Source organism: Pantoea sp. ANP04 (genome assembly GCF_041982285.1).
Taxonomy (GTDB): domain Bacteria; phylum Pseudomonadota; class Gammaproteobacteria; order Enterobacterales; family Enterobacteriaceae; genus Pantoea; species Pantoea eucalypti.
Map to the genome: position 1 here is coordinate 173,480 of NZ_JAUTYS010000002.1, position 21,671 is coordinate 195,150.

Consider the following 21,671-nt stretch of genomic DNA (forward strand, 5'->3'; position numbering starts at 1 on the left):
AACAAAATGAAAAAGGCCACCCGCAACGGTGTGCGAGTGGCCCTGCGTTTCACTCAACAAAGAGTTAATTATTTATCTGTGCCGAAACCCTGCTTCAGCAGTGCGGGCAGTACAGCCGGGAAATAGATGTTCTTGTAATAACCGCTGACGCTCTCGCTCCAGCTCTCACCGTCATCACGTCCGATGTTTTTCCAGTGCTGAACCATTTCTTCATTATAAGCCGCAATCTGCTGCTCCAGACCCTGAGTCTGGTAGGTCTCATCGTGGCGGAAAGTGGCCAGCGGCAGACGTGGTTTCTGGTGAGCTGGCTGGTCAACGTGACCGATTACCACGCCGGCAACCGGGAAGGTCATCGGTGGAAGATTGAGCAGTGAGATCATTGCCTGCGGATCGCGACGGATACCACCAATCGGCACAATGCCCAGACCTTCTGCACGTGCCGCGGCCATCACTGACCCCAGCGCAATGCCGATATCGGTTGAACCCGATACGATACTCTCAATACTCTGATGAGCGATCTGCTGCTGATCGACAGCGGCCATGCCGACCGCTGATTTATGCATATCCAGCACAAAGGTGATAAACACGGGTGCTTTGGCGATCCACGGCTGACCGCCCGCGATGGCAGCGATCTCGGCACGACGTCCGGCATCACGGGTAATGACAACAGAAACCTGCTGCGAGTTTACTGATGTTGGTGCGCGGTAAGCGGTACTAATTATACGATCCAGTACCGCTTCATCGACAGGTTGCTCAGTGAAACTGCGTTCACTTTTATGACTTGTAAAAATATCAATCAGTTCGCTCATGGTTCCTCCCATATAAAGCGCAACTATAACAGCACAGCGCATACATGCTTGGTAATTCGAGGGTTTTTGGGCGGGCTTTTGTAACTGCTTTTTATCATGTACATGTCTATGTACACTTTTGAAATCTATGGCGAAGTCACCAGATTTAGATTGTAAACCTTACGGATCATTTGCCGTTTCAATCGTGGCAGTAACGTTTCCCGGCAAAATGATCCCCTTACGCCCCGGTCCGTCGACTGTCTCATGATGCGCGATAATTGGACCAGTGAACCAGGCATGACAGAGGGCGAAAGCCACAAACAGATTGAGCCACCCTGTTTTGGCAGTAATAAACTATTGCGTATCTCCATGCCACTACACGTGAAAATGCGAAATAATCATCACACCACCGGCAGGTCCGAAACCCTTGTGATATATGCCGGTGAAAGCATATCCCGCTTCATTGACCAGGATTTCTGGATACCCTGCCCTGCAAAAAAAAGACTGGCCTTGCCGCTCTGGTTGAGCCCATCAATCACCCGCATCAGAGCTTCGCTATTCGCCTGCGGCTGATATTCGTCAAACAGACTTAGCTGAGCCACCCCCTGGCTGAAGAAGTCACCAAACATCACGCCCGCTTTCATATGCCGGTGTCGTGTGTGTCTCTATCCACTTATTCGCAGAGTTAAGTGTGTAATGCCAGTTCATCTGGCCAGGCTCTTTTACAAAGTCGAGTGTGCTGATGGTGAATCGGCCTTCAGCATCGCGCTTAATCGCCTGCCTGAAAGCCATCATGATTTCGTAGTCGCGTGGCATGATAATTCCCCCTTTGATTAATACTGTATGGATAAACAGTAATTGCAGTTGGCAGGTTTGATCAAGGCGAAGCTTACAACAGATTTGTAAAGGGTCTGATGGCGCTGAATTTTTATCTGACGGTCGTTATGAGGCCATCCTAAAGGCATGATATCCGAAGCTGACTTTGCAACCTGAGTCAATCGAAATAAATTGTTGAACGTCTATTTCCTAATAATGGCGTTATGTGTATCCTCCGTGTTATCAGCCAGGGCTGATAGATGGTTTGCCCCAATTGAACAACTTTACGCCCGTGTAACGCGGGTTTTTTTATGCCTTCCGTTAAATTGCCGCTCCAATGATGGCTTACCAACGCAAAACCGACCCCGCAGAATAAATAGATGGCTTGCAGGTTATTTATTCCGTCGCAAATTTTACTACTGCTTTAGTCTGCAAAGAGCGAGAAGCGGACAATTTACCTTACCCATAAATTTTTTCTCTGCGCATTTACAAAATCATTAGAGGTGATTCGGCGGGAGTAATCGTTTTGTATGGCCGCTTTTTGGAAAAGCCGTCATTTGCAACGAATCCAAAAGTATTCATTCAGCCTGCTGTTGATCGGCTTTGGTATAATCGTTTCAATTAGCCATGTATGACATAAGTCTTTTGAAAGCGCATGATTGCAGTCTGTAAGAGCAACAAAACTTCACTTCGGAAACGCTCGCTTTTGATTTAGAGCGGACATTCATAGTTCCTGAAAGATTCAGTTAATATGAACCGCATTTGATAATCTCCCGTCATCATGATTACAAAAAATATTGCGACACTTTCCAGAAAGACGGGGCCAGCCTGGAATTAAATTTAATAAATAACCATAAAAATCAACGGTGTAAAAGATTTTTCACTAAGCTTTCCAAAAAATACCGTTAACATTTTGTATGCATTTCTTTCAAAACGTCGCCATATTGTCAACTAATTACTCTTTATATGTAATCTTTTTGTTAATACTATTTACGCGAATATGAGGACTTGACTATGAAATCAGTTATCCAAGAGAAGATACTTACTTTAATTTTTTGCGTTGCGATTACAGCTGTAATTGTTAAGTTCATTTCGAAAAGTGCTTTTTACGTTTCACATCCTTCTTTATCCATTTCATTAATAGTTGCTGTAGCAGTAATTATCTCAAACGTGATGGTAACAAAATTAGTTTCAAAAAGAGGATAAATGACATGCTTAGAGAACTGACCGAAAATGAAAGTAATATCGTCTCTGGCGGTAATGCTAACTCAGGTTACGAAGGGACAAAATGCACCAACGCCGCGATTAAAGGGGGTGTTAACGGTGCAACGGGTGGTGCTGTGGCCGGTGCTATCCGTGGCGGTGTCACGGGCCTCGCTGGCGGCCCTGGAGGGGTAGTAGCAGGCGCGGGTGCCGGGGCTGCTGAAGGGGCTGTTTATGGCGGAGTTCCAGGTGCTATTGGAGGGTATGTAGGTTGCCAGAACAGCGGCTCTGCTAACAATGGTGGAAACAGTAGCAATCTCGGCGTAGATTCCAGCGATAACAGCGTGAACTGACAGTGCCATTGGTAGCAGGTTACGAAAGACTGAACCCTAACAGTCTACTATTGTATTTTCGATACCTCAGCTTTAGCCCATTTAACCGCATCATCAGCAAAGTATTGATTACCGGTTAAATAATCAACTACAAGCCCTCCTGCAAGACTTGCAATACAGGATGCCGTCGCTAAGGCAGAGACCCACTCAAGTTCATATCTGCCTGTTGATAAAACAATTGCTAAATCCGGAACGAAGGTAGCATTTAACTCATTAAGTTCACCATCATTATCCACTACATGTACATAATACTCGAAACCTGAAATTGAACCATTAACAGGGCAAGGTAAGAAGCCGCTGAACGTTAAAGGATCAAATTCATCATCCAGTACGCAGGGAAACCCTGCATGAATGATTGAATCCCTAAGAAGAGAAGTAAGAGGGAAGTTTTTTTTAGCTATGTAAATACCGATATCGCGTGACAAGTCTTACTCCTTCTTAGTCAAGTTCTGGCTTATAACAATACATGGAAAACCAGATAATCAGCATCGTTATCCAGCCCCTGTGTGAAGGTGTCCAGCATGCCGCCATCCCTGCCCATCACCAGTTGCAGGTTCTCCCACTTTTTCTGAAAGTCGATTTTCTTACCGTTATAGGTGCCGCCGACCACACCATAAGCGTCATTCAGTCCCCGTACGATGCCATAGGCGTCGGTACGGTGATGGATAGTCTCAAGCTGTTTGTCAATAAGGTTAAACATCTTGCCGCCAGTCCGCCCAAATATCAGGGCATTCTCACGCTGCTTCTGTTCTTCTGTGCAATGATTACGGCGATAGATGGGCAGGATGACGTTTTCATAGTATTCAACCGGCGACTGGCTGAAGAGCTGAGCATTGATAAGCGGGTTGCCACGGAAGCGCTTTATGCCTTCCAGGCCGTTGAGCTCAATTTTGCTGGCATCCCATATACCCATTTTCATGAGGTCATGCGTGACCTGATTAGGTAATTTGATAATGCCGTTTAACCGGTTGTAAGCGGTCATCAGCGCATCACCCGCTGAGCTGCCCTTAAGCTCGCCGATAATCGGCTCAAGCTCGGCAAACAACGCTTTATTGCTCAGACCGAACGCAGCAGTGCCGGCTTTGGCCATAAACTGACACTGGGTGAAATCGACATTGCCCCCGGAGGACTGGATTGCGCGGAAGGCAGCGTCAATGAGTCGGTTAATCCGCTCAGGGCTTTTCAGGCCGCCCGCGGTCTCAGTAAAGCGCAGCATATCCATCTGCTTCGCAACCGTGGCTTCGCGCTGGTGCTCATCCAGAACGCGTGAGGCGAATGTGATACGCGCCAGCACGGGGGCAGCCAGTTTCGCCGCGCGCAGCTGCTCCTCCACAGACTTCATGCCGGATTCGCTGAATACGCCCTGCGCCTCCACCAGATACTTCAGCATGTCAGTAGCCGATGAGCCACGGACCCACGTGGTTTCGGCAAAATGCATTGCTTCCTCTGTGGTCGCCTGACTCATGCCGAACTGTCTGAACTTCTCAGTCATGGTCTGGAACCGGGCAGCCTCGTCAACAAAACCCTTCAGCATGCTGAAGCCCAGATAGCCGGTGGCCAGGTTGGTCATACCGGCTGAATATGAGCCTCCACCTGGTGGCCGGCCATTACCACCGCCGTGGCCAGAGCCACCCCATCCACCAGGAGGGACGCCGTTATTCCAGCCATGCCACCAGCGACTGTTTCCTGCAGGAGGAGGCAGCGCAGGTCCTCCGCCATGGTTCCCATATCCACTGCTGCCCCCTGCAGCCGCGGCACCAGCAGCAGCCCGAACGGGCAACGTTATGGCTGCACCGTAGCTGCCCGCCAGCAGTGGCACATTACGGGAGGCCCGGTTGATGCGCTGTGTCTGGTAGGCAATCTCGCGGATGGCACCGGCATACTCACGCGCGCCGCGTGACGCACCAGAGAACATATTATTGAGGGAGCGATTGAGTGCCCGCAGCGCAGATGTCGCCTCGCGTGCCGCACTGGTCAGTGCTTTAATGTTCCTGGTGATGGTGAGGAACTTCTTGTTCAGTTCAATCGCATCACGGCTCACCTGCAGCAGGTTGCGCGTAATCTGGTCATCCAGCGCCAGCCGCACGGCTACACGGTAAGCCTTAACATCCATAGGAACCTCAATTTACGGGCATAAAAAACCTGCCGGAGCGGGTCGGGTTTTAAGAAAATAACATCAAAATTCGGTGCGACAGGGACTCTATAAGAGCCTCATACCACTCCTTCACTGTTGGATCGAATTGCAAAAACCATAGACTGAAGTAAACCCCTCCAACACCAGCGAGCATATGCAAGCTAAGATTGAACCAGTATGCGTGAGGCCGGTCAGCCCTCTTGATAAGCTCGCATCTGGACGTGCCTTTGAAAGTCTTGGTGTAGACACCAGTTCGGTAATAACTGATTGCTTGCATAACCATTACAAGCCCAGTGACAAAAATTGCAATTACAGTGAACCAATAGCCGTAATCCATGCCAAATAATTCCTTTTATAACTAAGTCTTTAATTGAACCAGCCAGCTATCTGCGTTTAATTATCATACGCATTTTTCGGCTCTGCATTTCCGTTTTATCTGCCAGAACCAGACACTTTACACCATCGATTCCGGCTCATCATTTGAGCATTCACAAATTCCAGTCACTGCGAAAAGACCTGTTTTTTTATCAGGATTCCTATTCCAAAACTTAAGCGTATATTGCCAATGGGGTATTCCCATATGGCAAGGTTTAAAAATCATAAATGAAAAAAACAATCGTGGCTCTAATCTCTCTGGCTCTCCTGGCACCATCTGTCAGTTTTGCACGCGGTGGTCATTATGCAGGCGGACATGGCTCTTCTCATAAATATGGTAAGTATATAAATGCTCGTACCGGCAACCATTATGAGAAGCGACACTGATTAATAGTATGGAATCCGTACTCAAAGCCCACTCCGCTGGGCTTTTTTGATTATGCTGAAAGAGTGAATATGCAAAAGAAAAGTTAAAGTTTGCAGCCAGTATGCCGATAATCAATAACATGCCTGAGTGACTCTTGTGAATGATGATCATGTCAGTTGATACTATTTACCGGCACTTTAAAAAAGCCTGGGCTGAAACGCCACATGGAACACTTAGTGATGCTCAACTCCGTTTAATAGCTGAAAACTGCCGCCGGGACGAAATAGCTGCAATTCACTTTGTCATAAAACTGTGCAATGCCTATCTTGCTACATGCCCTGACTGGGATGTTGAAATGCAATACCTGCTTCACAAAAACATTCACACATTACAGCGCCTGCTTGCTCAGATTGATTTGATGCGCAAGCAATAAGCGGTGTTCATTCCCAGTGAATGATTAGGCCGGCAGTCGATACCATAAGTATGTAACTCAAGGAGAACGCTCAATGGAACAACCAAACCCTCTCGCAGCCCTATCATTGATCATCTGGTTTCTGATGTTTATCCCATGCTTCCGCATGGCTCAGAAAGCTGGTTTCGGATGGAAGATGGCGCTGTTGCTTTCCTTCCCAGGTATCCATTTCATCATGCTCTACGTTTTCGCTTACAAGAAGTGGCCAAGTCTTCCACGCGCATGATAGAAGCACCAATTAATCTAAATGGATTTTAAGTAATGAAAAGATTAACGCCAGCTTTAACTTTTATTTCAATGATGATTACTTCTTTGACTGTTATTGGTGCAGAAAAAAGCACTGATAAAGTTGGTGCTTCAGGTAAATGCCTTGGCTACTTATCTATGTTTAATGAGGAAGATCTCAAAGCTAAATCAACCCTAACTCAAGATCTTCTTGATTTATACAGGTCATCTTTGTCTGAGGCCATGCAGACGTCTTCAATCAACGGGGAGCAGGTCATACCTGCTGATATTTACACACTAAGTATAGATGCATCAGCATTTGTTTCTTAATAAATCCTCTGCCGGTACCATTATGTCCTCAATGGTACCGGACCAATCGTTCATACCAATGTAAACTGCTTAGTCTCATAAGAAAGAAAAACGTTTGCTGCCCCCGTCCGAACTCCTTTTCTGGTTAAATTCTGGCTGGCAAAATCGCACAACTCGGAGCCTGTGGTGGCCTGAGCGTAAGACCTGCAGCAGCTTTTTAATCGCGGGCACGCACAGGTATTTAAACGACATCAGGACTGATACTGGTCACACTCATGGTGGCGGAAATGATGGACATTTTTAACAGGCAAGGACGCGGTCGGAATAAGACCGGTTATGACTGATTCAGCTGACAGATGAGCCGGACTTTTTGCTACCTGATATCAGCCAGAATGCATGGCAGGTGCACATTAAGCTTCATGGTTTTATAATGATTTTTTAATGCTACGAATGGGGATATTGCATGCTTAAATCCGCGCTTTTTCTCGCTGCCCTGCTCTCTCCTTTTGCCTCTGTTGCCGGGCCCGGTAGTTTTATATTTGAAGTAAATGGTACAAAGGAAACATACTCACCAGGATGTATAAAATCAATAAGTTACGTGCCGAATGATGAGGTTGATTCTGAAAATGTTGATTTCACACTAAGAAATGAGTGTGGAAAAAAACTCTTTGTCAACACAAAGCAGAACATTGGTAAGAAGTTGTCTATTTATTACAAAGGCAATCTGCTTTCCAGCGCTACTATTGTCTCTGTACTCAGGAATACTTTCAGAATATCCAGTAAAGAGATGCCGCGCATAGTTCTGATGCAGCTTCTTTATGACTATGGGGTTAAGCGTAATTAGTGGAAATGTAGGGGAATGAAGTATAGACGAACGCGACAGGATTAACTTAGATTCAGACGTGTAGTAAGTATTACACGAGTGTTGGGCTGTAGTATCCGGGTGGCACTTGCACAATCTATCAAAGGAGAAAAACAGTGAGATGGCTTTTCTTATCCGGAATGTTACTTTCCATGATGGTAATAGCGGATGACCGGTCGTTCGAAACGCCAGAAGTAAAATGCCTGAATGAACACACTATCCCATTCATTAAGTCGGAAGTTCCGCCAAAAGAAATCGTTGATGAGGCCTATGTTACCTGTAAGCCAGAACTGGATGAGTGGAAGAAGTCGCAGGAGCCATTACCTGATGAAATGAAGCAGCACATGCGCAAAGAGCTTTATGACTTCTACATTAGGATGATTGGAAAAAGACGAAATTACGAAACAGGTAAATCATCAAAGGCTGCTCACTGAGACACTTTTTAACGTCTGCGCGGCTAAATTTTCGGGGTTATCAGAAGATGAACTTCCCTGGAAAACCAGACTCTGTATAACAGAAGGAGTAATGAAAATAGCCTACAAACCGAGAACATGTCCTTTCTGCAACTATCCGGGCCCCCAAAAAGAGCCGGATCGGAAATGGTCCTGCAGAAAGTGCGGCCTTGAATGGAAGCAGGAGCAGGATAATCGCGATAAAGATAAACAATGAATCCCGCCCTGCGGGGTTTTTTATTATCTGAAGACGGGTTCAGATATTCCCGGTACCGGTACGCCGCAGCCGTCTGACGTTTCGCACATGCGACATCCTGCACTATCACGAAGATTGCGCCCGCATCGAGAGTCACCCTCACCGTAACTCGTATCCACCATAACAAGTCAGTGCGGCGCAGATCATTTAAGTTCCAGTACGTCTGACCACATACTGACTGGCGCATTCTCATGGGGAACACAGCATGGTTGTGGAAAAAGGTGCAGTTCAAATGATCGCAATGCCTGCTGATAATCACTCTTGTTTTCGACGACCTATTTTCCCGCCACGAACTGATCACGTATTCGATGGGCATAGGTGCCGATATCGACACGTTCATCCTGCCCATTCCAGCGATAACGGTATTGAATCATCATTCGGCCTTTACGTGATATCCGGACAGATAATCCGTCGCGATCCGTTTTCACCTGAACTTTTTCATATTCCTTGCCCGGCATTGAACTCAGGGCAGCATCTGAGAGTGCTATAGATTCTTTGGAGGTTGGGAATTATGTACATCATTATGTACACGTAAAAAGAGTAAGTGAAGAGAAACACCTGGAATACTGCGGAATACAAAAACTCATCAATTACCTGTTTTTTATGCGATTCGCCAGCTATCACGTGAATATACGGAATAGCCGGGAATCGAAAGAAAACAGATGGAATAGAAACTGTTATATAGCGCAGGAATAGCAGTAAGTCACAGGGAAAAACTTAACCGCACTGGTCATGATGGTATGGCCTTTTTCAGCCTCCCCAGCGGCTTTTAAGATAGCTCACCGCCTGCTGAGTCTGTGGCTGATTCAGATAGTTCTCTCTGAACAGAATGGTGCCGTTGATATTTGGGTTCGATTCATTGAGATTGAGCTGTTTTTTCAGCTCTGGCACACCACCCTGAAGCGTCCAGTCAGGCTCAATTTTTGAAGGTTCCCCCACTTTGTAGAGCGCCAGACCAATATAGAGCCGGGTTTTAGTGGGTTTAACCACCTCTGCCCACCAGTTTGCCAGCACGTCGTAACGGGCAGCCTGACGGGAAAATGGCCAGTACAGCTGGGGCGCAATGTAATCCAGCAAACCCTGCTGAACCCAGCGGCGGGTATCCGCAAAGGCTTCGTCATAAGCCGCCGCGCCGCGGGTATCGGAACCGGCGGGATCGTGTGAAAGATTGCGCCAGACGCCCGCCGGGCTGACACCAAACTCAACCTCCGGCTTCAGCTGCTTAATGGTGCGAGATACCTGCTCAATCAGCTGCTGCGTATTGTGACGCCGCCAGTCTGCTTTGCTGGCAAAACCCTGGCCATAACGGCTGAAGGTCTGATTATCATTGAGCAGCGAACCCGCAGATTCGGAATAGAAGTAGTCATCGAACTGCACACCGTCGATGGGATAGCGCGCGACAACCTCGGCCACAATGCTGGTAATCCAGTCACGCACCTCAGGAATACCCGGATCGAGCACATAGCGGTCGCCAGCGGTGCGGATCCAGTCGCGATGCAATACAAAAACACTGGCCGGATTAAGTGACAGTGTGCGGTTCAGTTCGCTCACGGTAGAGGGTTTAGTGTTCACCGATACCCGGTAAGGGTTGAACCAGGCATGGACTTTGATACCGCGCTTATGTGCCTCATCCAGCATAAACTGCAGCGGATCATAGCCAGGATCGTCACCGATTTTGCCGGTCAGCATATCGGACCAGGGCAGGATTTTTGAGGGCCAGAGCGCGGTAGCATCGGGCTTGACCTGGAAAAAGACCGTGTTAATCCCCAGGCTTTTCAGCTTATCCAGCTTGTCGGTCAGTGATTGCTGCTGCAGGCGAATACGCTCTGCCGCCGGACGGCTGCCATTCACCGACGCTACCGGTGGCCAGTCAAGACGCGATACCGTGGCTAACCAGACGCCCCGTACCGGTTCATGCACCTCAGGACGGTCTGGCTTGCCTGCAGGTAGCGGCTGTTTTGTTACGGGCGGAAAAGGCGTCACCAGCGATTTCGGCGGCTCAGATGCGCAACTGACCAGCAACAACGCCGCAGCGAGCGCGGCGCCTCGCTTAACAGCGGTTCTGGCCTGTGCAGAAAAGAGATTAAAGACGATGATGAACTCCAGTATTGTCTGGTCGGGACGCAAAGAGATGTATTCTCGGTGAGTCTGATTAAATGTCAATGCGTTAGCACAGCGGCAACGGTAAAATCGCCGCCATTAAAATCAGGCCCTGAACCCGCTAGCGCTGTGGAGTGAATTCAATACCGGCAGACGCCAGACAGGCTTTAAGGGTGCCAAACGCATCCTGACACTGCCGCTCATTAACACAGGCGTAGCCCAGCAGTAATCCACGCTCCTCCTGTGGGTGCATATAATATTGCGAAAGCGGCCTCACCTTGACCCCGCGCTTAAGTGCCTCTGCGGCTATCGCCACGTCATCAGCACCGGCTGGCAGCGGCATCACCAGATGCAAACCTGCTTCATGGTTGAATGCCGGTAAAAAAGCAGGCCCCAGATAGCGCTCGATAAGCCGGCAGAGGAACTGTCGGCGCTGACGATAAAGCAGCCGCATGCGGCGGATATGCTCCATGTAATGACCCAGCCGGATAAACTCCGCCAGCGCCCGCTGAATCAACAGATGCCCACCGCGATAGAGCTCCGCCGCCGCAATGCGCAATGGCTGCGCCAGCGGTTTCGGCACCACCAGATAGCCGATACGCAGCGCGGGATAGAGCGTTTTGCTGAACGTACCCATGTAAATAACCGGTGCATCTGCTTCCAGACCCTGCAGTGAAGGGTGTGGCTGTCCCGAAAATCGAAATTCACTGTCGTAATCATCTTCAACAATCCAGCTCTGATGACGGCGTGCCAGAGAGAGCAATGCCTGACGACGGGCCAGACTGAGATGAACGCCCAGTGGATACTGGTGCGACGGGGTCACAAACACCATTTTGGGTGGCGGCCCGCTGTCCGGCACCAGGCCCTGCTCGTCCACGGGCATCGCGCGAATTTTCAGGCCATTCATACGCAACAGATTCCGTGTTCCCCAGTAGCCCGGCTCCTCCATCCAGACCCGATCGCCCGGATCGCAGAGCACCCGCGTCACCAGATCAACCGCCTGATGAACGCCTTCCGTAATCAGAATCTGATCAGCATCGGCTCGCACTGATCGTGCAACCCTCAGATAATCCACCAGCGCATGGCGCAAATCGGGACAGCCACCGCCGCTGCTGTAAACCAGACGGTGAACGTCAGGTTCGCGGTTCAGTCGCGCCTGAATCTGACTGAATAGCTTATGGGGGAATTCAGTGACATCCGGTGCGCCAGGAACAAATGCGCCCCATTGATAAGGTGATGCGGTTGCATGACCGAGTAGCGTGGCGCCCCGCTTTGACAGCGTCGCCGGTCGTTGCGCCTTCACAGCCTGAAGATCGGCAATCGCATCGCTCTGCAGACAGTTTTCCGGCAGCGTCTCGGCAATCCAGGTGCCGCTGCCGGTTCGCGCCGTGACATAACCCTGCGCCATCAGGCTCTCATAGACATGCATAACGGTATTCCGCGACACGCCCAGTTCCCGCGCCAGATCGCGTGTTGGGGGCAAACGGCTTCCGCGCGGGAATACCTCTTCAATGATCGCGGCCTGCATACAATTCAGCAGTCGCTGATGTAATGAGCCCGTTCTTAGAAACTGTAACCGTGCTAATAGATGATCTGCGTACAACAGTCGCAATTGGCTCCACCTTTCCTCTCACAATTGGCTCTGGCAACTCACCGCGCCTCAGGCATAAATAAACGTGTTTGTCGGGAATTGTAAACACGCATATTAACGAGGTGGAATAAATGAGCGAAAAAAATAACCTGATGCAGCAGCGCAAAGCACAGGCTCTTCCCAAAGGTATCGGTACGCTATGCGACTGGTACGTTGCCCGGGCAGAGAACGCCACCTTATGGGATCAGGACGGTAACAGCTGGATCGACTTTGCGGGCGGCATCGCAGTGCTGAACACCGGCCACCGCCATCCACGCATTGAACAGGCGATTGCCGAACAGTTAACAAAGTTTACTCATACGGCCTTCCAGATCACGCCTTATGAAAGTTATGTCGCACTGGCCGAGCGCATTAATCAGCGGGTGCCAATCGCTGGGCCGGCGAAAACCGCCTTCTTCACAACCGGCGCGGAAGCCGTAGAAAATGCGGTGAAAGTGGCGCGTGCCTTTACCCGCCGTCACGGCATCATCACCTTTGGTAACGCGTTCCATGGCCGTACCTTTATGACCATGGCGATGACCGGGAAAGTGGCGCCTTATAAACGCGATTTCGGCCCGATGCCGCCGTCGGTGTTTCATGCACGCTATCCCAGCGCGGTTCAGGGAATCAGCATTGAGGCCGCGCTGACCAGCCTCGACGAAATTTTCACTCAGGACATTGCACCGCATGACGTCGCCGCAATCGTGCTGGAGCCGGTACAGGGCGAAGGTGGTTTCCATGCGGCACCGGCAGAGTTTATGGTGCAGCTGCGCGAACTGGCTGACCGTCACGGCATTCTGCTGATTGCAGATGAAGTGCAGAGCGGATTTGCCCGCACCGGCAAGCTATTTGCCATGGAACACTATCCGGTGAAGGCCGATATCATCACGATGGCCAAAAGCCTGGCTGGCGGGATGCCGCTCTCTGCCATCGCAGGTCGTGCAGAAGTCATGGATGCGCCTGCGCCTGGTGGGCTGGGCGGAACCTATGCCGGAAACCCGCTGGCTATCGCTTCAGCGCACGCGGTTCTGGATGTGATTGAAGAGGAGCAGCTCTGTCAGCGTGCCGTTGAACTCGGTGCCCGGCTTGAAGCTGAGCTGCAGGAGCACCAGCGCAAGCATCCGGATATTGCTGACGTGCGTGCGCTGGGTTCGATGGTAGCCATGGAGTTTTATCAGGCCAGCACCGCGCAGGCCGTTCAGAAGATGGCAATGGAACAGGGCCTGCTGCTGCTGACCTGTGGAGCCAAAGGCAATGTCATCCGCTTCCTTTACCCGCTCACCATTCCGGATGCCCAGTTCAGCCAGGCGCTGACCATTCTCTCCACGGTGATCAATCACTGTGTCGCATCTGCCGGACATCCCGTCGTCCCAGCCTGATTTCGCTGGCGCGTTAACGCAAGTTTATCCCCGTTCGTCCGGTCTCACAGGCCGGACGCCGTCTGGAGACGTTTACATGACGATGACTCAGAATGCGAATGAAGATTCGCTCGCCCAAAACCTGAAACCGCGCCACGTGCGTATGCTCTCAATTGCTGGTGTGATTGGCGCAGGACTGTTTGTTGGCTCCGGCCACGCAATTTCTGAAGCGGGCCCGGCGGTCCTGATCTCTTACGCAGCGGCGGGTGCCCTGGTCGTATTGATCATGCGAATGCTGGCTGAGATGGCTGTTGCCTCGCCCGACTCCGGCTCGTTCTCAACCTATGCGGATAAAGCTCTCGGACGCTGGGCCGGTTTTACCATCGGCTGGCTTTACTGGTGGTTCTGGGTGCTGGTGATTCCGCTGGAGGCCAATGCGGCAGGCACCATTCTGCATGCCTGGTTCCCCGATATCGCCATCTGGCAGTTCACTTTCGCCATTACATTACTGCTAACCATCACCAACCTGCTCAGCGTGAAAAATTATGGCGAGTTCGAATTCTGGTTTGCCCTGATCAAGGTCGTTGCCATCATCCTGTTCCTGGGCGTGGCGGGTGCGGCAGTATTTGGTCTGCTGCCGGACAGTAACACCAGTGGCCTGTCGCATCTTTATGACACACATGGTTTTATGCCGAATGGTATCGGCGCCGTTGTCGCGGCCATTCTGACCACCATGTTCTCATTTATGGGCACAGAAATTGTCACGATAGCGGCTGCCGAGTCGAAGAATCCTGGCAAGCAGATCACCCAGGCAACCAATTCGGTTATCTGGCGTATCGCGCTGTTCTACCTGCTCTCCATTTTCTTTGTGGTGGCGCTGGTACCGTGGAACACGCCAGGACTGGTTGAACAGGGTTCATGGCAGACGGCATTACAGGCGATGAACATTCCGCACGCACGATTGATTGTCGATCTGGTGGTGCTGATGGCGGTGTGCAGCTGTCTCAACTCCGCACTCTATACCTCTTCACGTATGCTTTACTCGCTGTCACGCCGTAAAGATGCGCCTGCCGCTGCTTCACGCACCAATCGCAGTGGCACACCCTGGGTTGCCGTACTGCTCTCTACGGCGGCTGCGTTTCTGGCGGTCATCGCGAATTATCTGGCGCCCAGCGCCGTGTTTGAATTTTTGCTGGCGACATCAGGCGCGATTGCACTGCTGGTCTATCTGGTGATTGCTGCGTCACATCTGGTGTTACGCAAAAAGCGTGAGAAAGCGGGAGAAGTCCTGAGCTACCGCATGTGGCTATTCCCGGGCCTGACCTGGGTCACTATTCTCTTTATTGTGACAGTGCTGATTATTATGTTGTGTGATCCGAAACATCAGTCTGAGCTTCTGGCAACCGGCGGGTTAACGCTGGTGATTATCGCCACCAGCCTGGTTCTGCGTCGTAAAAAAGAGGTTCGCCAGCGAACGAAATACTTTACTCAGCGCTCGTCCGACCCCTCATAATCTCTGGTAATTCTTTAACAGTAAATGATGCCCACCTTTCACAGCAAAGGTGGGCATTTCTGCTTTTATATGCAGAATAAAATTTGAAAGCTTATTCCAGATACTGGCTGAAGCGCAGCAGATACCCATCCGGATCCTGTACCAAAAACTCCCTCTGACAGGCAATCGTCTCGCCAGTGTCATAATGGTTATCCCGCATCTCACGAAAGAGTGGCACGGCATGCTGCTGCAAACGCGTTAATACAGCGTCAATGTCGTCCACCTCGATCTGGAAATTAATGCCCCGGCCAAGCGGCCAGTGCAGCCCGGCGGTGTTCCAGCCCTGCGGATGGAACTGCTCAATCATCAATTGTGCTTCTCCATAGCAAAGGTATGCGAAGTCAGGCTGCTGACGCTGAATCCTTACCTCAAAGCCCAGCACCACAGTGTAAAAGTTCATCGAAGCGGCGAAGTCAGTGACGGTGAGTTCTGGCACCATGCGATTCCAGTACATATTGTTGTTATCACTCATAAAGGCATCCGTTTTTGTCTGTTACGATCGCTGTTCATTCTCACCGCCAATACTTCTTTGCAGTTCATCCAGCATCAGCCGCAGGGCGGCAGACTGATGCTCGCGCGACAGATACAGTCCCCAGATGCCAATGCGCCGGGGCTCATAATCGGGCAGTAAGCTCACCAGCTTACCCGCTTCCAGTGCGCGCCGGGCTTCCTGCTCAGGTACCATTGCTATCCCACAATGTGCAATGGCTGCATCACACAACAGTAGTGAGATGCCAGCACTGAAGTTTCCCTTAACAGCAGCCGTGATTTTCTCTCCATCCGCCGCCGTGAAATGCCAGCTTTGTCCGGCGAACTGGCTGTAGTAAAGACAGTTGTGCTGTGTCAGATCATACGGGGTTTGCGGTATGCCATGCTTCTGCAGATATTCCGGTGAGGCGCAGAGCACAGAGCGACATTCCCCGAGGCGGCGCGCGATAGCACCCGGCTCTGGCGCATCCGTAATACGAATCGCGAGATCGATACGCTCACTGATCAGACTCACGGGCTGATTATTAATGTCCAGCTCAATGCGCAGTGCAGGATAGCGTGCCAGAAAGTCAGGGATCACCGGCCCGACAAGATGCAGCGCCGTGAAGTGGGCGCAGGCGATGCGAAGCGTTCCCGCCGGCACGCCCTGCGTGGTCTCCTGCTGGATCGCTTCTGAGAGCAGGGCCAGCTGACGGGTCTTTTGCAGGGTCGCCTCACCGGCAGGCGTCAGGGTCAGCCGACGCGAAGAGCGATGCAGCAGACGTGTTCCCGCCCACCTTTCCATCTCCTCCAGATATCGGCTGACCATCGGACGAGAGATCCCTAGCGCACGTGAGGCGGCACTCAGGCTACCCAGTTCACAGATTCGGTTGAAAACAGCGGCTGCCGTCACTCTGTCCATCTCGTTCACCTGTCCGGATTATGAAACTCAGCATCTCTGATTGCGGGAATTCTATCAGATGGCGAGAGGCGTAGAATAGCGCCATCGACACTGAACAACGCCCGATGCAGATGCCTGAAGCGGGCCTTTACTTCTGAGGATTCACAATGAAAACCACACTGTTACCTGTGATGTTAATTCTGGCTTCGGCTTCCGCTAGCGCCGCCACTCTGCAACTGGAAACCTATAATCCGCAGGAGAAAGGCATTTTCCCTGTCTCTTCCACACTGGTTTCCGGGCCAACCGAAGCAATTCTTTTTGATGCACAGTTCAGCACCCAGGACGGTGAGAAACTGGTGGAGATGATTAAAAAGAGCGGTAAAAAGCTGAAGGAAGTGGTGATCACCTCTGGCGATCCTGATTTTTACTTTGGTCTGGAACCGATTGTTAAGGCCTGGCCGGATGTGAAAGTGGTTGCCGCGCCTGCGGTCGTGAAGCATATCCAGCAGACGCATGATGCCAAACTGAAATACTGGGGTCCTCAGATGAAGCAGGGCGCGCCGGATAAAGTGTTTGTTCCTGAAGTGACTCACCAGACACGCTTTAGCGTCGACGGCGAGGTGCTGGAACTGCGTCATCCTGAGCAGTACGCTGCCTACGTATGGATCCCTTCTGTGCGCACCATTCTGGGCGGTACGGGCCTTGCTTCCGGTATTCATGTCTGGACCGCTGACACCCAGAACGTTAAGAGCCGTGCAGAATGGCGTCATATCCTGACAGAAATGAAGACGCTGAACGCAACGAATGTCATTCCTGGTCACTACCTCGGGGCACGTCCTGAGGGTTCCCAGGCTGTGGATTTCACACTGAATTACCTGAAGAGTTTTGAAACGGCATTGTCACAGCACAAAACCTCAGCCGGCGTGATTGCCGCCATGAACTCGGCCTGGCCGAAACTGGCTGAACCGGCATCACTGGAACTCAGCGCCAAAGTGAATACTGGCGAAATGAAGTGGTAAATCTGTGACAGGTCAGTTAACCGCAGCGGTCACAGCCGTTTAGCGGTTAACGCCTGGAATGAAGCAGAGAGGTCCAGGCGCTATTTCTTTGTGAGATAGCGCCTGTCATCGCGCGCCTGCAACCGCGCTTCCGCCGGAGTCGGGAAGATATAGTGAAACAGATCGCGGTAAAAACTCAGATGCTTCAGTAATCCTTCCTGAATAGCCCGGCTGATGTCCTTAATCAGGAACGCCTGGGTAGTATTGAAGTTAGCGATACTGAAAAAGGTTTTGTCATAGACGTTCACCACCCCTTCCCATTTCATCACCTTCTCATCCGGAGATATCCCTTCTGAGGCAACAAACATGCCTTTATGGGATTTCACGCCCTGTTTACTGATATAGGTAGTTAACGCGTCATAGCCACGCTTATTGCGCCAGCGACAGAATTCATACGGCACATCGTAATGCGGCAGCACAAAGTCAGGCGTGCGAAAATGTTCATCCCCAATCAATCCATCCAGCGTGACAGTGAAATGCAGAAAATCCTGCAGGAAATCGAACTGGCGGGTTTTGGTCAGAGTAACATTGATGGTGAAGTGACCCGCCTGTACAAACCAGTAATTGGTGAAGCCGGTGACCAGAATACAGAATGCCTGCCAGTCACTGAGTTTTCGATCTCCCGCCAGTCCCCTGAAACGGCTGATCATCATCCGCGATTTTGGGTGCTGATACGCTTTCAGCAGCGGATCGTTCATACCCTTCAGTAACATCAGGCACACTCCTTGATAGATTGCGCTTATCCTGCCACGCCCTGATCAGGGTGAAAAGTGTCGTTGTTCTGAAACAGTCTGAACTGATCGTCACTATGATAGGGAGCCCGGTGCTTCTGGTAGCCGGAAGGCTCAACGAATAATGCGTTCATGTCTATCACCATCCCACTCAGGTGACAGGCTATCCTTAGGTTGAGGGCAGAACTTATTCTCTTTTCTTAATGCTGTTAACTGATGCTCTGGCCTGCTGTACGTATCAACTCACTCACTTCCGCCACCAGCTTACGAACCTTATCAGGGATAAAACGGGCGTCCGGGAAAACGGCATAAAGATAGCGGTCGGGAAGCCGCCAGTCCGGTAATACCCGTACCAGCCTGCCGGAGGCCAGCGCGTCTGCGCCAATCAGCAGCTGTAACCCGCCAATCCCCAGCCCCGCCTCAAGGGCCTGCATTAACGCCTCACTGTTGTTAGAACGAAACACGGTTTTCACGGGAACAGACACACCTGTCATCCCGGACACCAGCTGCAGCGGCGCATCAGGCGAAATACCGCTAAAACGTATGTGAGGATGCCGCTGTAAGTCATCGGGCGTTTCCGGCATACCGTTTTGCGCTATCCACTCAGGGGAAGCCACCAGTACGGTTTCAACCGTGATCAGCGAACGGGCCGCCAGCGTGGCGGGCGGTGACTCGCTAAGGCGGATCGCCACATCAACGCCCTCCGCAATGAGATCTGAAAGACGATCCTCAAGCGCGATATTCAGATGCAGCGCAGGATGCGCCTGCTGGAAAGCGATCAGATGCGGCATCAACCGATGCCCTATGCCGCTCGGCAGCTGAATATGCAGTTTGCCGTGAAGCGGCTGCGTGCCAGGCCGCAATTGCTGTTCAAGTTCCTCCATCGCACTGAGCAGTTGCCTGACCTGCTGCAGATAGTGCTGACCCTGCTCCGTGAGCGCCATTTTTCTCGTCGTTCGATGTAGCAGCACTACGCCCAAGGCCTCCTCAAGTGCAGCGATCTGCTGGCTCACCGCCGACTGCTTCATGCCATTTTGCCGTGCCGCCGCTGAGAAGGATCCCGCTTCGGCTACACGGACGAAGGTCTGGATCGCAGTCAGTTTGTTCTGCATTTATTGATTTTCCTGATAAGTGATATCTGGTTCAGGGGATTTAATCAGAATAACGCGCAGGTGAGAATGCGGCTTCTCTCTTAACAGGGTAATGATCATGAAAATGACGCAGGATAAAAAGGTTGCGCTGGTAGCAGGGGCCAGCGGGATTATCGGCCAGCAACTCAGCCAGGCGCTGGTGGCCGATCAATGGCAGGTGACCGCGCTGACGCATCAGTCAGACCTGGCGATAAGCGGAACCGAGGTTATCGCGGTGGATTTGCGCGACGTGCAGCAGAGCCATGAACGGCTGGCCTCACTGACTGATGTGACCCATATCTTTTACAGCGCATGGCTGAATGCCGCCGACTGGGAGTCGATGGTCGGTCCAAATCTCGCCATGCTGCAAAATCTGGTGCAAACCCTTGAAAATATCGCTCCGCTTGAGCATGTCAGCCTGATGCAGGGATACAAAGTGTATGGCGCCCATCTCGGACGATTTAAGACGCCGGCGCGGGAAAGCGATCCCGGCGTGCCCGGTGCCGAATTCAACGCCGCTCAGTTGAACTGGCTGAGCGCACAACAGCAGGGTAAAGCCTGGCACTGGAGCGCACCACGGCCCGGCGTGGTCGGCAGTGACCGGTCAGGCAACGTCATGAATCTGGCGCTGAGTCTGGCAATCTATGCTTCAATCTGTCGTGCAGCTCAGCTGCCTTTACGCTTCCCGGGTTCGCTGGAAACCTGGAACAGTATGGTGGATTTTACCGATGCGGCATTGCTGGCTGACGCCACGATCTGGGCAGCGCGCAACGCTGACGCACGCAATCAGGCGTTTAATATTAACAACGGCGATCTCTGGCGCTGGAGCGAGCTGTGGCCTGTCATTGCAGAATGGTTTGCGCTGGATATCGCGCCGCCCGTTTCACTCTCTTTCCGCCAGATGTTCAGGGACTATCGTACGCTGTGGCGAGACATCGCTGCAGATAACACACTCGTCGAGGCCGATATTCTGGCGCTGAGTGACGGGACTTTCGCTGATTTTGTCTTTGGCTGGAATTACGACATGTTTGGCGACGGCAGCAAGCTGCGTCGGGCAGGTTTTAACGGTTATCGTGCAACGGATGAGATGTTCTGCGATCTGTTTGCCCACTTCCGGTCATCGCGAATGATTCCGTGATAAAACGGTAAAGCGCAGAGAGCGGGAATATCGCTCTCTGCCTCAGGAAGATTTTAGCGCCCTTTCTTCTTACGTCCCGGCTGCACAAAGCGCTTGCGTGAAGCACCATTCGCATCGGCTTTTTCAGCCGGTTTAGCGGCACGCTTCTGTGGCTTACTCGCGGCGGCAGCTTTCGCCGGGGCTTTGGCTTTCTTCGCCGGTTTGTCTTCTGACGAGGAGTTCTCCAGCAGTTTAAACAGCTCTACGAGTTCGTCGTCGGTGAGATCGCGCCATTCACCCAGCGGTAACCCTTTGAGATTGACGTTCATGATGCGGGTACGCTCAAGCTTCGTCACTTCAAAGCCGAAATGCTTACACATACGACGGATCTGGCGATTCAGCCCCTGAACCAGGGTAATGCGGAAGACAAACGGGGCTTCCTTTTTCACTTTGCATTTTTTGGTCACCGTGCCCAGCATCGGCACGCCTGCGCTCATCCCGGCAATAAATTCATCGGTGATCGGCTTGTCGACAGTCACGACATACTCTTTTTCGTGATTGTTACCGGCCCGCAGTATCTTGTTGACCAGATCGCCATGATTGGTGAGGAAAATCAGGCCCTGAGAATCTTTATCGAGTCGGCCAATCGGGAAGACGCGCTTGCTGTGATTGACGAAGTCGCTGATGTTATCGCGCTCGCCTTCTTCCATCGTGGTGATGATCCCGACGGGCTTGTTCAGGGCAATCAGCACCAAATCGTCTTCGTCGCGCGGCTCGATCAGCTGACCATTCACTTTCACCACATCGCCTGCAAATACCTGCGCGCCCACAGAGGCGCGTTTGCCGTTAATGAAAACGTTGCCCTGCTCGATATAACGATCGGCGTCACGACGAGAGCAGATGCCGCTCTCGCTGATGTATTTATTGAGACGAGTTGATGAGTCAGTCAGCATGATTCCTCCAAAAAACGCGGAC

21 protein-coding genes and 1 pseudogene are annotated in these 21,671 nt (G+C 51.4%); 10 read left to right on the forward strand and 12 right to left on the reverse strand.

What is annotated here, in order from left to right; all coding sequences use genetic code 11:
• Positions 1-68: 68 nt before the first annotated feature.
• From Q7C21_RS03195 to Q7C21_RS03205, 3 genes and pseudogenes are all read right to left on the reverse strand, one after another.
• Positions 69-809 (reverse strand): nitroreductase family protein, encoded by a 741-nt coding sequence (locus tag Q7C21_RS03195; protein WP_008924582.1) that lies wholly within the window; start codon positions 807-809, stop codon positions 69-71.
• Between the two features lie 380 nt (positions 810-1,189).
• Positions 1,190-1,441: pseudogene (locus Q7C21_RS03200) on the reverse strand (DUF4113 domain-containing protein); the annotation flags it as partial.
• Positions 1,407-1,604 carry a hypothetical protein gene (locus Q7C21_RS03205; protein WP_110411919.1) on the reverse strand — a complete coding sequence of 66 codons (198 nt, stop codon included), beginning with the start codon at positions 1,602-1,604 and terminating at the stop codon, positions 1,407-1,409. The pseudogene Q7C21_RS03200 and the gene Q7C21_RS03205, both read right to left, overlap by 35 nt.
• A gap of 1,211 nt (positions 1,605-2,815) precedes the next feature.
• Between Q7C21_RS03205 and Q7C21_RS03210 the strand changes: the two genes are divergently transcribed.
• Positions 2,816-3,160, forward strand: coding sequence for a hypothetical protein (locus Q7C21_RS03210; RefSeq protein ID WP_313044942.1), 345 nt, complete (start codon positions 2,816-2,818; stop codon positions 3,158-3,160).
• A 47-nt stretch (positions 3,161-3,207) separates the two neighbouring features.
• On the opposite strand, the gene Q7C21_RS03215 is transcribed toward Q7C21_RS03210, so the two are convergent.
• Together Q7C21_RS03215 and Q7C21_RS03220 are read right to left on the reverse strand one after the other, a co-directional pair.
• A complete protein-coding gene (locus Q7C21_RS03215; protein WP_375150379.1) occupies positions 3,208-3,624 on the reverse strand; it encodes a hypothetical protein in 417 nt (138 codons plus the stop codon).
• Between the two features lie 29 nt (positions 3,625-3,653).
• Complete coding sequence (locus Q7C21_RS03220; protein WP_375150380.1) at positions 3,654-5,312, reverse strand: hypothetical protein; 1,659 nt, start codon at positions 5,310-5,312, stop codon at positions 3,654-3,656.
• A gap of 932 nt (positions 5,313-6,244) precedes the next feature.
• On the opposite strand from Q7C21_RS03220, the gene Q7C21_RS03225 reads away from it, so the two are divergent.
• The 5 genes from Q7C21_RS03225 (at position 6,245) to Q7C21_RS03245 (ending at position 8,377) form a co-directional block, all read left to right on the forward strand.
• Positions 6,245-6,508 carry a hypothetical protein gene (locus tag Q7C21_RS03225; RefSeq protein WP_375150381.1) on the forward strand — a complete coding sequence of 88 codons (264 nt, stop codon included), beginning with the start codon at positions 6,245-6,247 and terminating at the stop codon, positions 6,506-6,508.
• Between the two features lie 73 nt (positions 6,509-6,581).
• Positions 6,582-6,773 carry a hypothetical protein gene (locus tag Q7C21_RS03230; RefSeq protein ID WP_033761272.1) on the forward strand — a complete coding sequence of 64 codons (192 nt, stop codon included), beginning with the start codon at positions 6,582-6,584 and terminating at the stop codon, positions 6,771-6,773.
• A 35-nt stretch (positions 6,774-6,808) separates the two neighbouring features.
• Positions 6,809-7,102: a hypothetical protein gene (locus Q7C21_RS03235; RefSeq protein WP_337028624.1), complete on the forward strand. Its 294-nt coding sequence runs from the start codon at positions 6,809-6,811 to the stop codon at positions 7,100-7,102.
• A 442-nt stretch (positions 7,103-7,544) separates the two neighbouring features.
• Positions 7,545-7,925, forward strand: a complete 381-nt coding sequence (locus Q7C21_RS03240; protein WP_008924575.1) for a hypothetical protein — start codon at positions 7,545-7,547, stop codon at positions 7,923-7,925.
• A gap of 134 nt (positions 7,926-8,059) precedes the next feature.
• Entirely contained in the window at positions 8,060-8,377 is a 318-nt protein-coding gene (locus Q7C21_RS03245; RefSeq protein WP_008924574.1) for a hypothetical protein, read from the forward strand.
• A 1,024-nt stretch (positions 8,378-9,401) separates the two neighbouring features.
• Here Q7C21_RS03245 and Q7C21_RS03250 read toward each other — a convergent pair.
• Together Q7C21_RS03250 and Q7C21_RS03255 are read right to left on the reverse strand one after the other, a co-directional pair.
• Positions 9,402-10,778 (reverse strand): glycoside hydrolase family 10 protein, encoded by a 1,377-nt coding sequence (locus Q7C21_RS03250; protein WP_008924572.1) that lies wholly within the window; start codon positions 10,776-10,778, stop codon positions 9,402-9,404.
• Between the two features lie 94 nt (positions 10,779-10,872).
• A complete protein-coding gene (locus tag Q7C21_RS03255; protein WP_181162234.1) occupies positions 10,873-12,363 on the reverse strand; it encodes a PLP-dependent aminotransferase family protein in 1,491 nt (496 codons plus the stop codon).
• Between the two features lie 110 nt (positions 12,364-12,473).
• Between Q7C21_RS03255 and gabT the strand changes: the two genes are divergently transcribed.
• The gene (gabT, locus tag Q7C21_RS03260; protein WP_003848168.1) at positions 12,474-13,760 is read left to right on the forward strand and encodes a 4-aminobutyrate--2-oxoglutarate transaminase; all 1,287 of its coding nucleotides are present in this window, start codon (positions 12,474-12,476) and stop codon (positions 13,758-13,760) included.
• Positions 13,761-13,836: 76 nt separating this feature from the next.
• Positions 13,837-15,252 carry a GABA permease gene (gene gabP / locus Q7C21_RS03265; protein WP_003848167.1) on the forward strand — a complete coding sequence of 472 codons (1,416 nt, stop codon included), beginning with the start codon at positions 13,837-13,839 and terminating at the stop codon, positions 15,250-15,252.
• Positions 15,253-15,343: 91 nt separating this feature from the next.
• Here gabP and Q7C21_RS03270 read toward each other — a convergent pair whose 3' ends face one another.
• On the reverse strand, positions 15,344-15,763 hold the full coding sequence (locus Q7C21_RS03270; RefSeq protein ID WP_192377923.1) for a VOC family protein: 420 nt from the start codon (positions 15,761-15,763) through the stop codon (positions 15,344-15,346).
• Positions 15,764-15,784: 21 nt separating this feature from the next.
• Positions 15,785-16,681: a LysR family transcriptional regulator gene (locus Q7C21_RS03275; protein ID WP_337028626.1), complete on the reverse strand. Its 897-nt coding sequence runs from the start codon at positions 16,679-16,681 to the stop codon at positions 15,785-15,787.
• A 146-nt stretch (positions 16,682-16,827) separates the two neighbouring features.
• On the opposite strand from Q7C21_RS03275, the gene Q7C21_RS03280 reads away from it, so the two are divergent.
• Complete coding sequence (locus Q7C21_RS03280) at positions 16,828-17,679, forward strand: Vmh family MBL fold metallo-hydrolase (protein WP_283544227.1); 852 nt, start codon at positions 16,828-16,830, stop codon at positions 17,677-17,679.
• Positions 17,680-17,759: 80 nt separating this feature from the next.
• Here Q7C21_RS03280 and Q7C21_RS03285 read toward each other — a convergent pair whose 3' ends face one another.
• Together Q7C21_RS03285 and Q7C21_RS03290 are read right to left on the reverse strand one after the other, a co-directional pair.
• Complete coding sequence (locus Q7C21_RS03285) at positions 17,760-18,431, reverse strand: hypothetical protein (protein WP_140915634.1); 672 nt, start codon at positions 18,429-18,431, stop codon at positions 17,760-17,762.
• Between the two features lie 227 nt (positions 18,432-18,658).
• Entirely contained in the window at positions 18,659-19,561 is a 903-nt protein-coding gene (locus Q7C21_RS03290) for a LysR family transcriptional regulator (RefSeq protein ID WP_192377925.1), read from the reverse strand.
• A gap of 97 nt (positions 19,562-19,658) precedes the next feature.
• On the opposite strand from Q7C21_RS03290, the gene Q7C21_RS03295 reads away from it, so the two are divergent.
• Positions 19,659-20,717, forward strand: a complete 1,059-nt coding sequence (locus Q7C21_RS03295; RefSeq protein WP_003848155.1) for an SDR family oxidoreductase — start codon at positions 19,659-19,661, stop codon at positions 20,715-20,717.
• Positions 20,718-20,770: 53 nt separating this feature from the next.
• Here the strand turns inward: Q7C21_RS03295 and rluF are convergent, their stop codons facing one another.
• Positions 20,771-21,649, reverse strand: coding sequence for a 23S rRNA pseudouridine(2604) synthase RluF (rluF, locus tag Q7C21_RS03300; RefSeq protein ID WP_003848152.1), 879 nt, complete (start codon positions 21,647-21,649; stop codon positions 20,771-20,773).
• Positions 21,650-21,671 lie beyond the last annotated feature (22 nt).

Excerpts from the sequence above, each read along its gene's own strand:
- Q7C21_RS03225 (WP_375150381.1), top strand. The coding sequence starts at position 6,245 with ATGTCAGTTGATACTATTTACCGGCACTTTAAAAAAGCCTGGGCTGAA.
- gabP (WP_003848167.1), top strand. The coding sequence starts at position 13,837 with ATGACGATGACTCAGAATGCGAATGAAGATTCGCTCGCCCAAAACCTG.
- Q7C21_RS03210 (WP_313044942.1), top strand. The coding sequence starts at position 2,816 with ATGCTTAGAGAACTGACCGAAAATGAAAGTAATATCGTCTCTGGCGGT.
- Q7C21_RS03285 (WP_140915634.1), bottom strand. The coding sequence starts at position 18,431 with ATGTTACTGAAGGGTATGAACGATCCGCTGCTGAAAGCGTATCAGCAC.
- Q7C21_RS03235 (WP_337028624.1), top strand. The coding sequence starts at position 6,809 with ATGAAAAGATTAACGCCAGCTTTAACTTTTATTTCAATGATGATTACT.
- Q7C21_RS03290 (WP_192377925.1), bottom strand. The coding sequence starts at position 19,561 with ATGCAGAACAAACTGACTGCGATCCAGACCTTCGTCCGTGTAGCCGAA.
- Q7C21_RS03240 (WP_008924575.1), top strand. The coding sequence starts at position 7,545 with ATGCTTAAATCCGCGCTTTTTCTCGCTGCCCTGCTCTCTCCTTTTGCC.
- Q7C21_RS03275 (WP_337028626.1), bottom strand. The coding sequence starts at position 16,681 with ATGGACAGAGTGACGGCAGCCGCTGTTTTCAACCGAATCTGTGAACTG.
- gabT (WP_003848168.1), top strand. The coding sequence starts at position 12,474 with ATGAGCGAAAAAAATAACCTGATGCAGCAGCGCAAAGCACAGGCTCTT.
- Q7C21_RS03295 (WP_003848155.1), top strand. The coding sequence starts at position 19,659 with ATGAAAATGACGCAGGATAAAAAGGTTGCGCTGGTAGCAGGGGCCAGC.
- Q7C21_RS03205 (WP_110411919.1), bottom strand. The coding sequence starts at position 1,604 with ATGCCACGCGACTACGAAATCATGATGGCTTTCAGGCAGGCGATTAAG.
- Q7C21_RS03280 (WP_283544227.1), top strand. The coding sequence starts at position 16,828 with ATGAAAACCACACTGTTACCTGTGATGTTAATTCTGGCTTCGGCTTCC.
- Q7C21_RS03270 (WP_192377923.1), bottom strand. The coding sequence starts at position 15,763 with ATGAGTGATAACAACAATATGTACTGGAATCGCATGGTGCCAGAACTC.
- Q7C21_RS03195 (WP_008924582.1), bottom strand. The coding sequence starts at position 809 with ATGAGCGAACTGATTGATATTTTTACAAGTCATAAAAGTGAACGCAGT.
- rluF (WP_003848152.1), bottom strand. The coding sequence starts at position 21,649 with ATGCTGACTGACTCATCAACTCGTCTCAATAAATACATCAGCGAGAGC.
- Q7C21_RS03220 (WP_375150380.1), bottom strand. The coding sequence starts at position 5,312 with ATGGATGTTAAGGCTTACCGTGTAGCCGTGCGGCTGGCGCTGGATGAC.
- Q7C21_RS03230 (WP_033761272.1), top strand. The coding sequence starts at position 6,582 with ATGGAACAACCAAACCCTCTCGCAGCCCTATCATTGATCATCTGGTTT.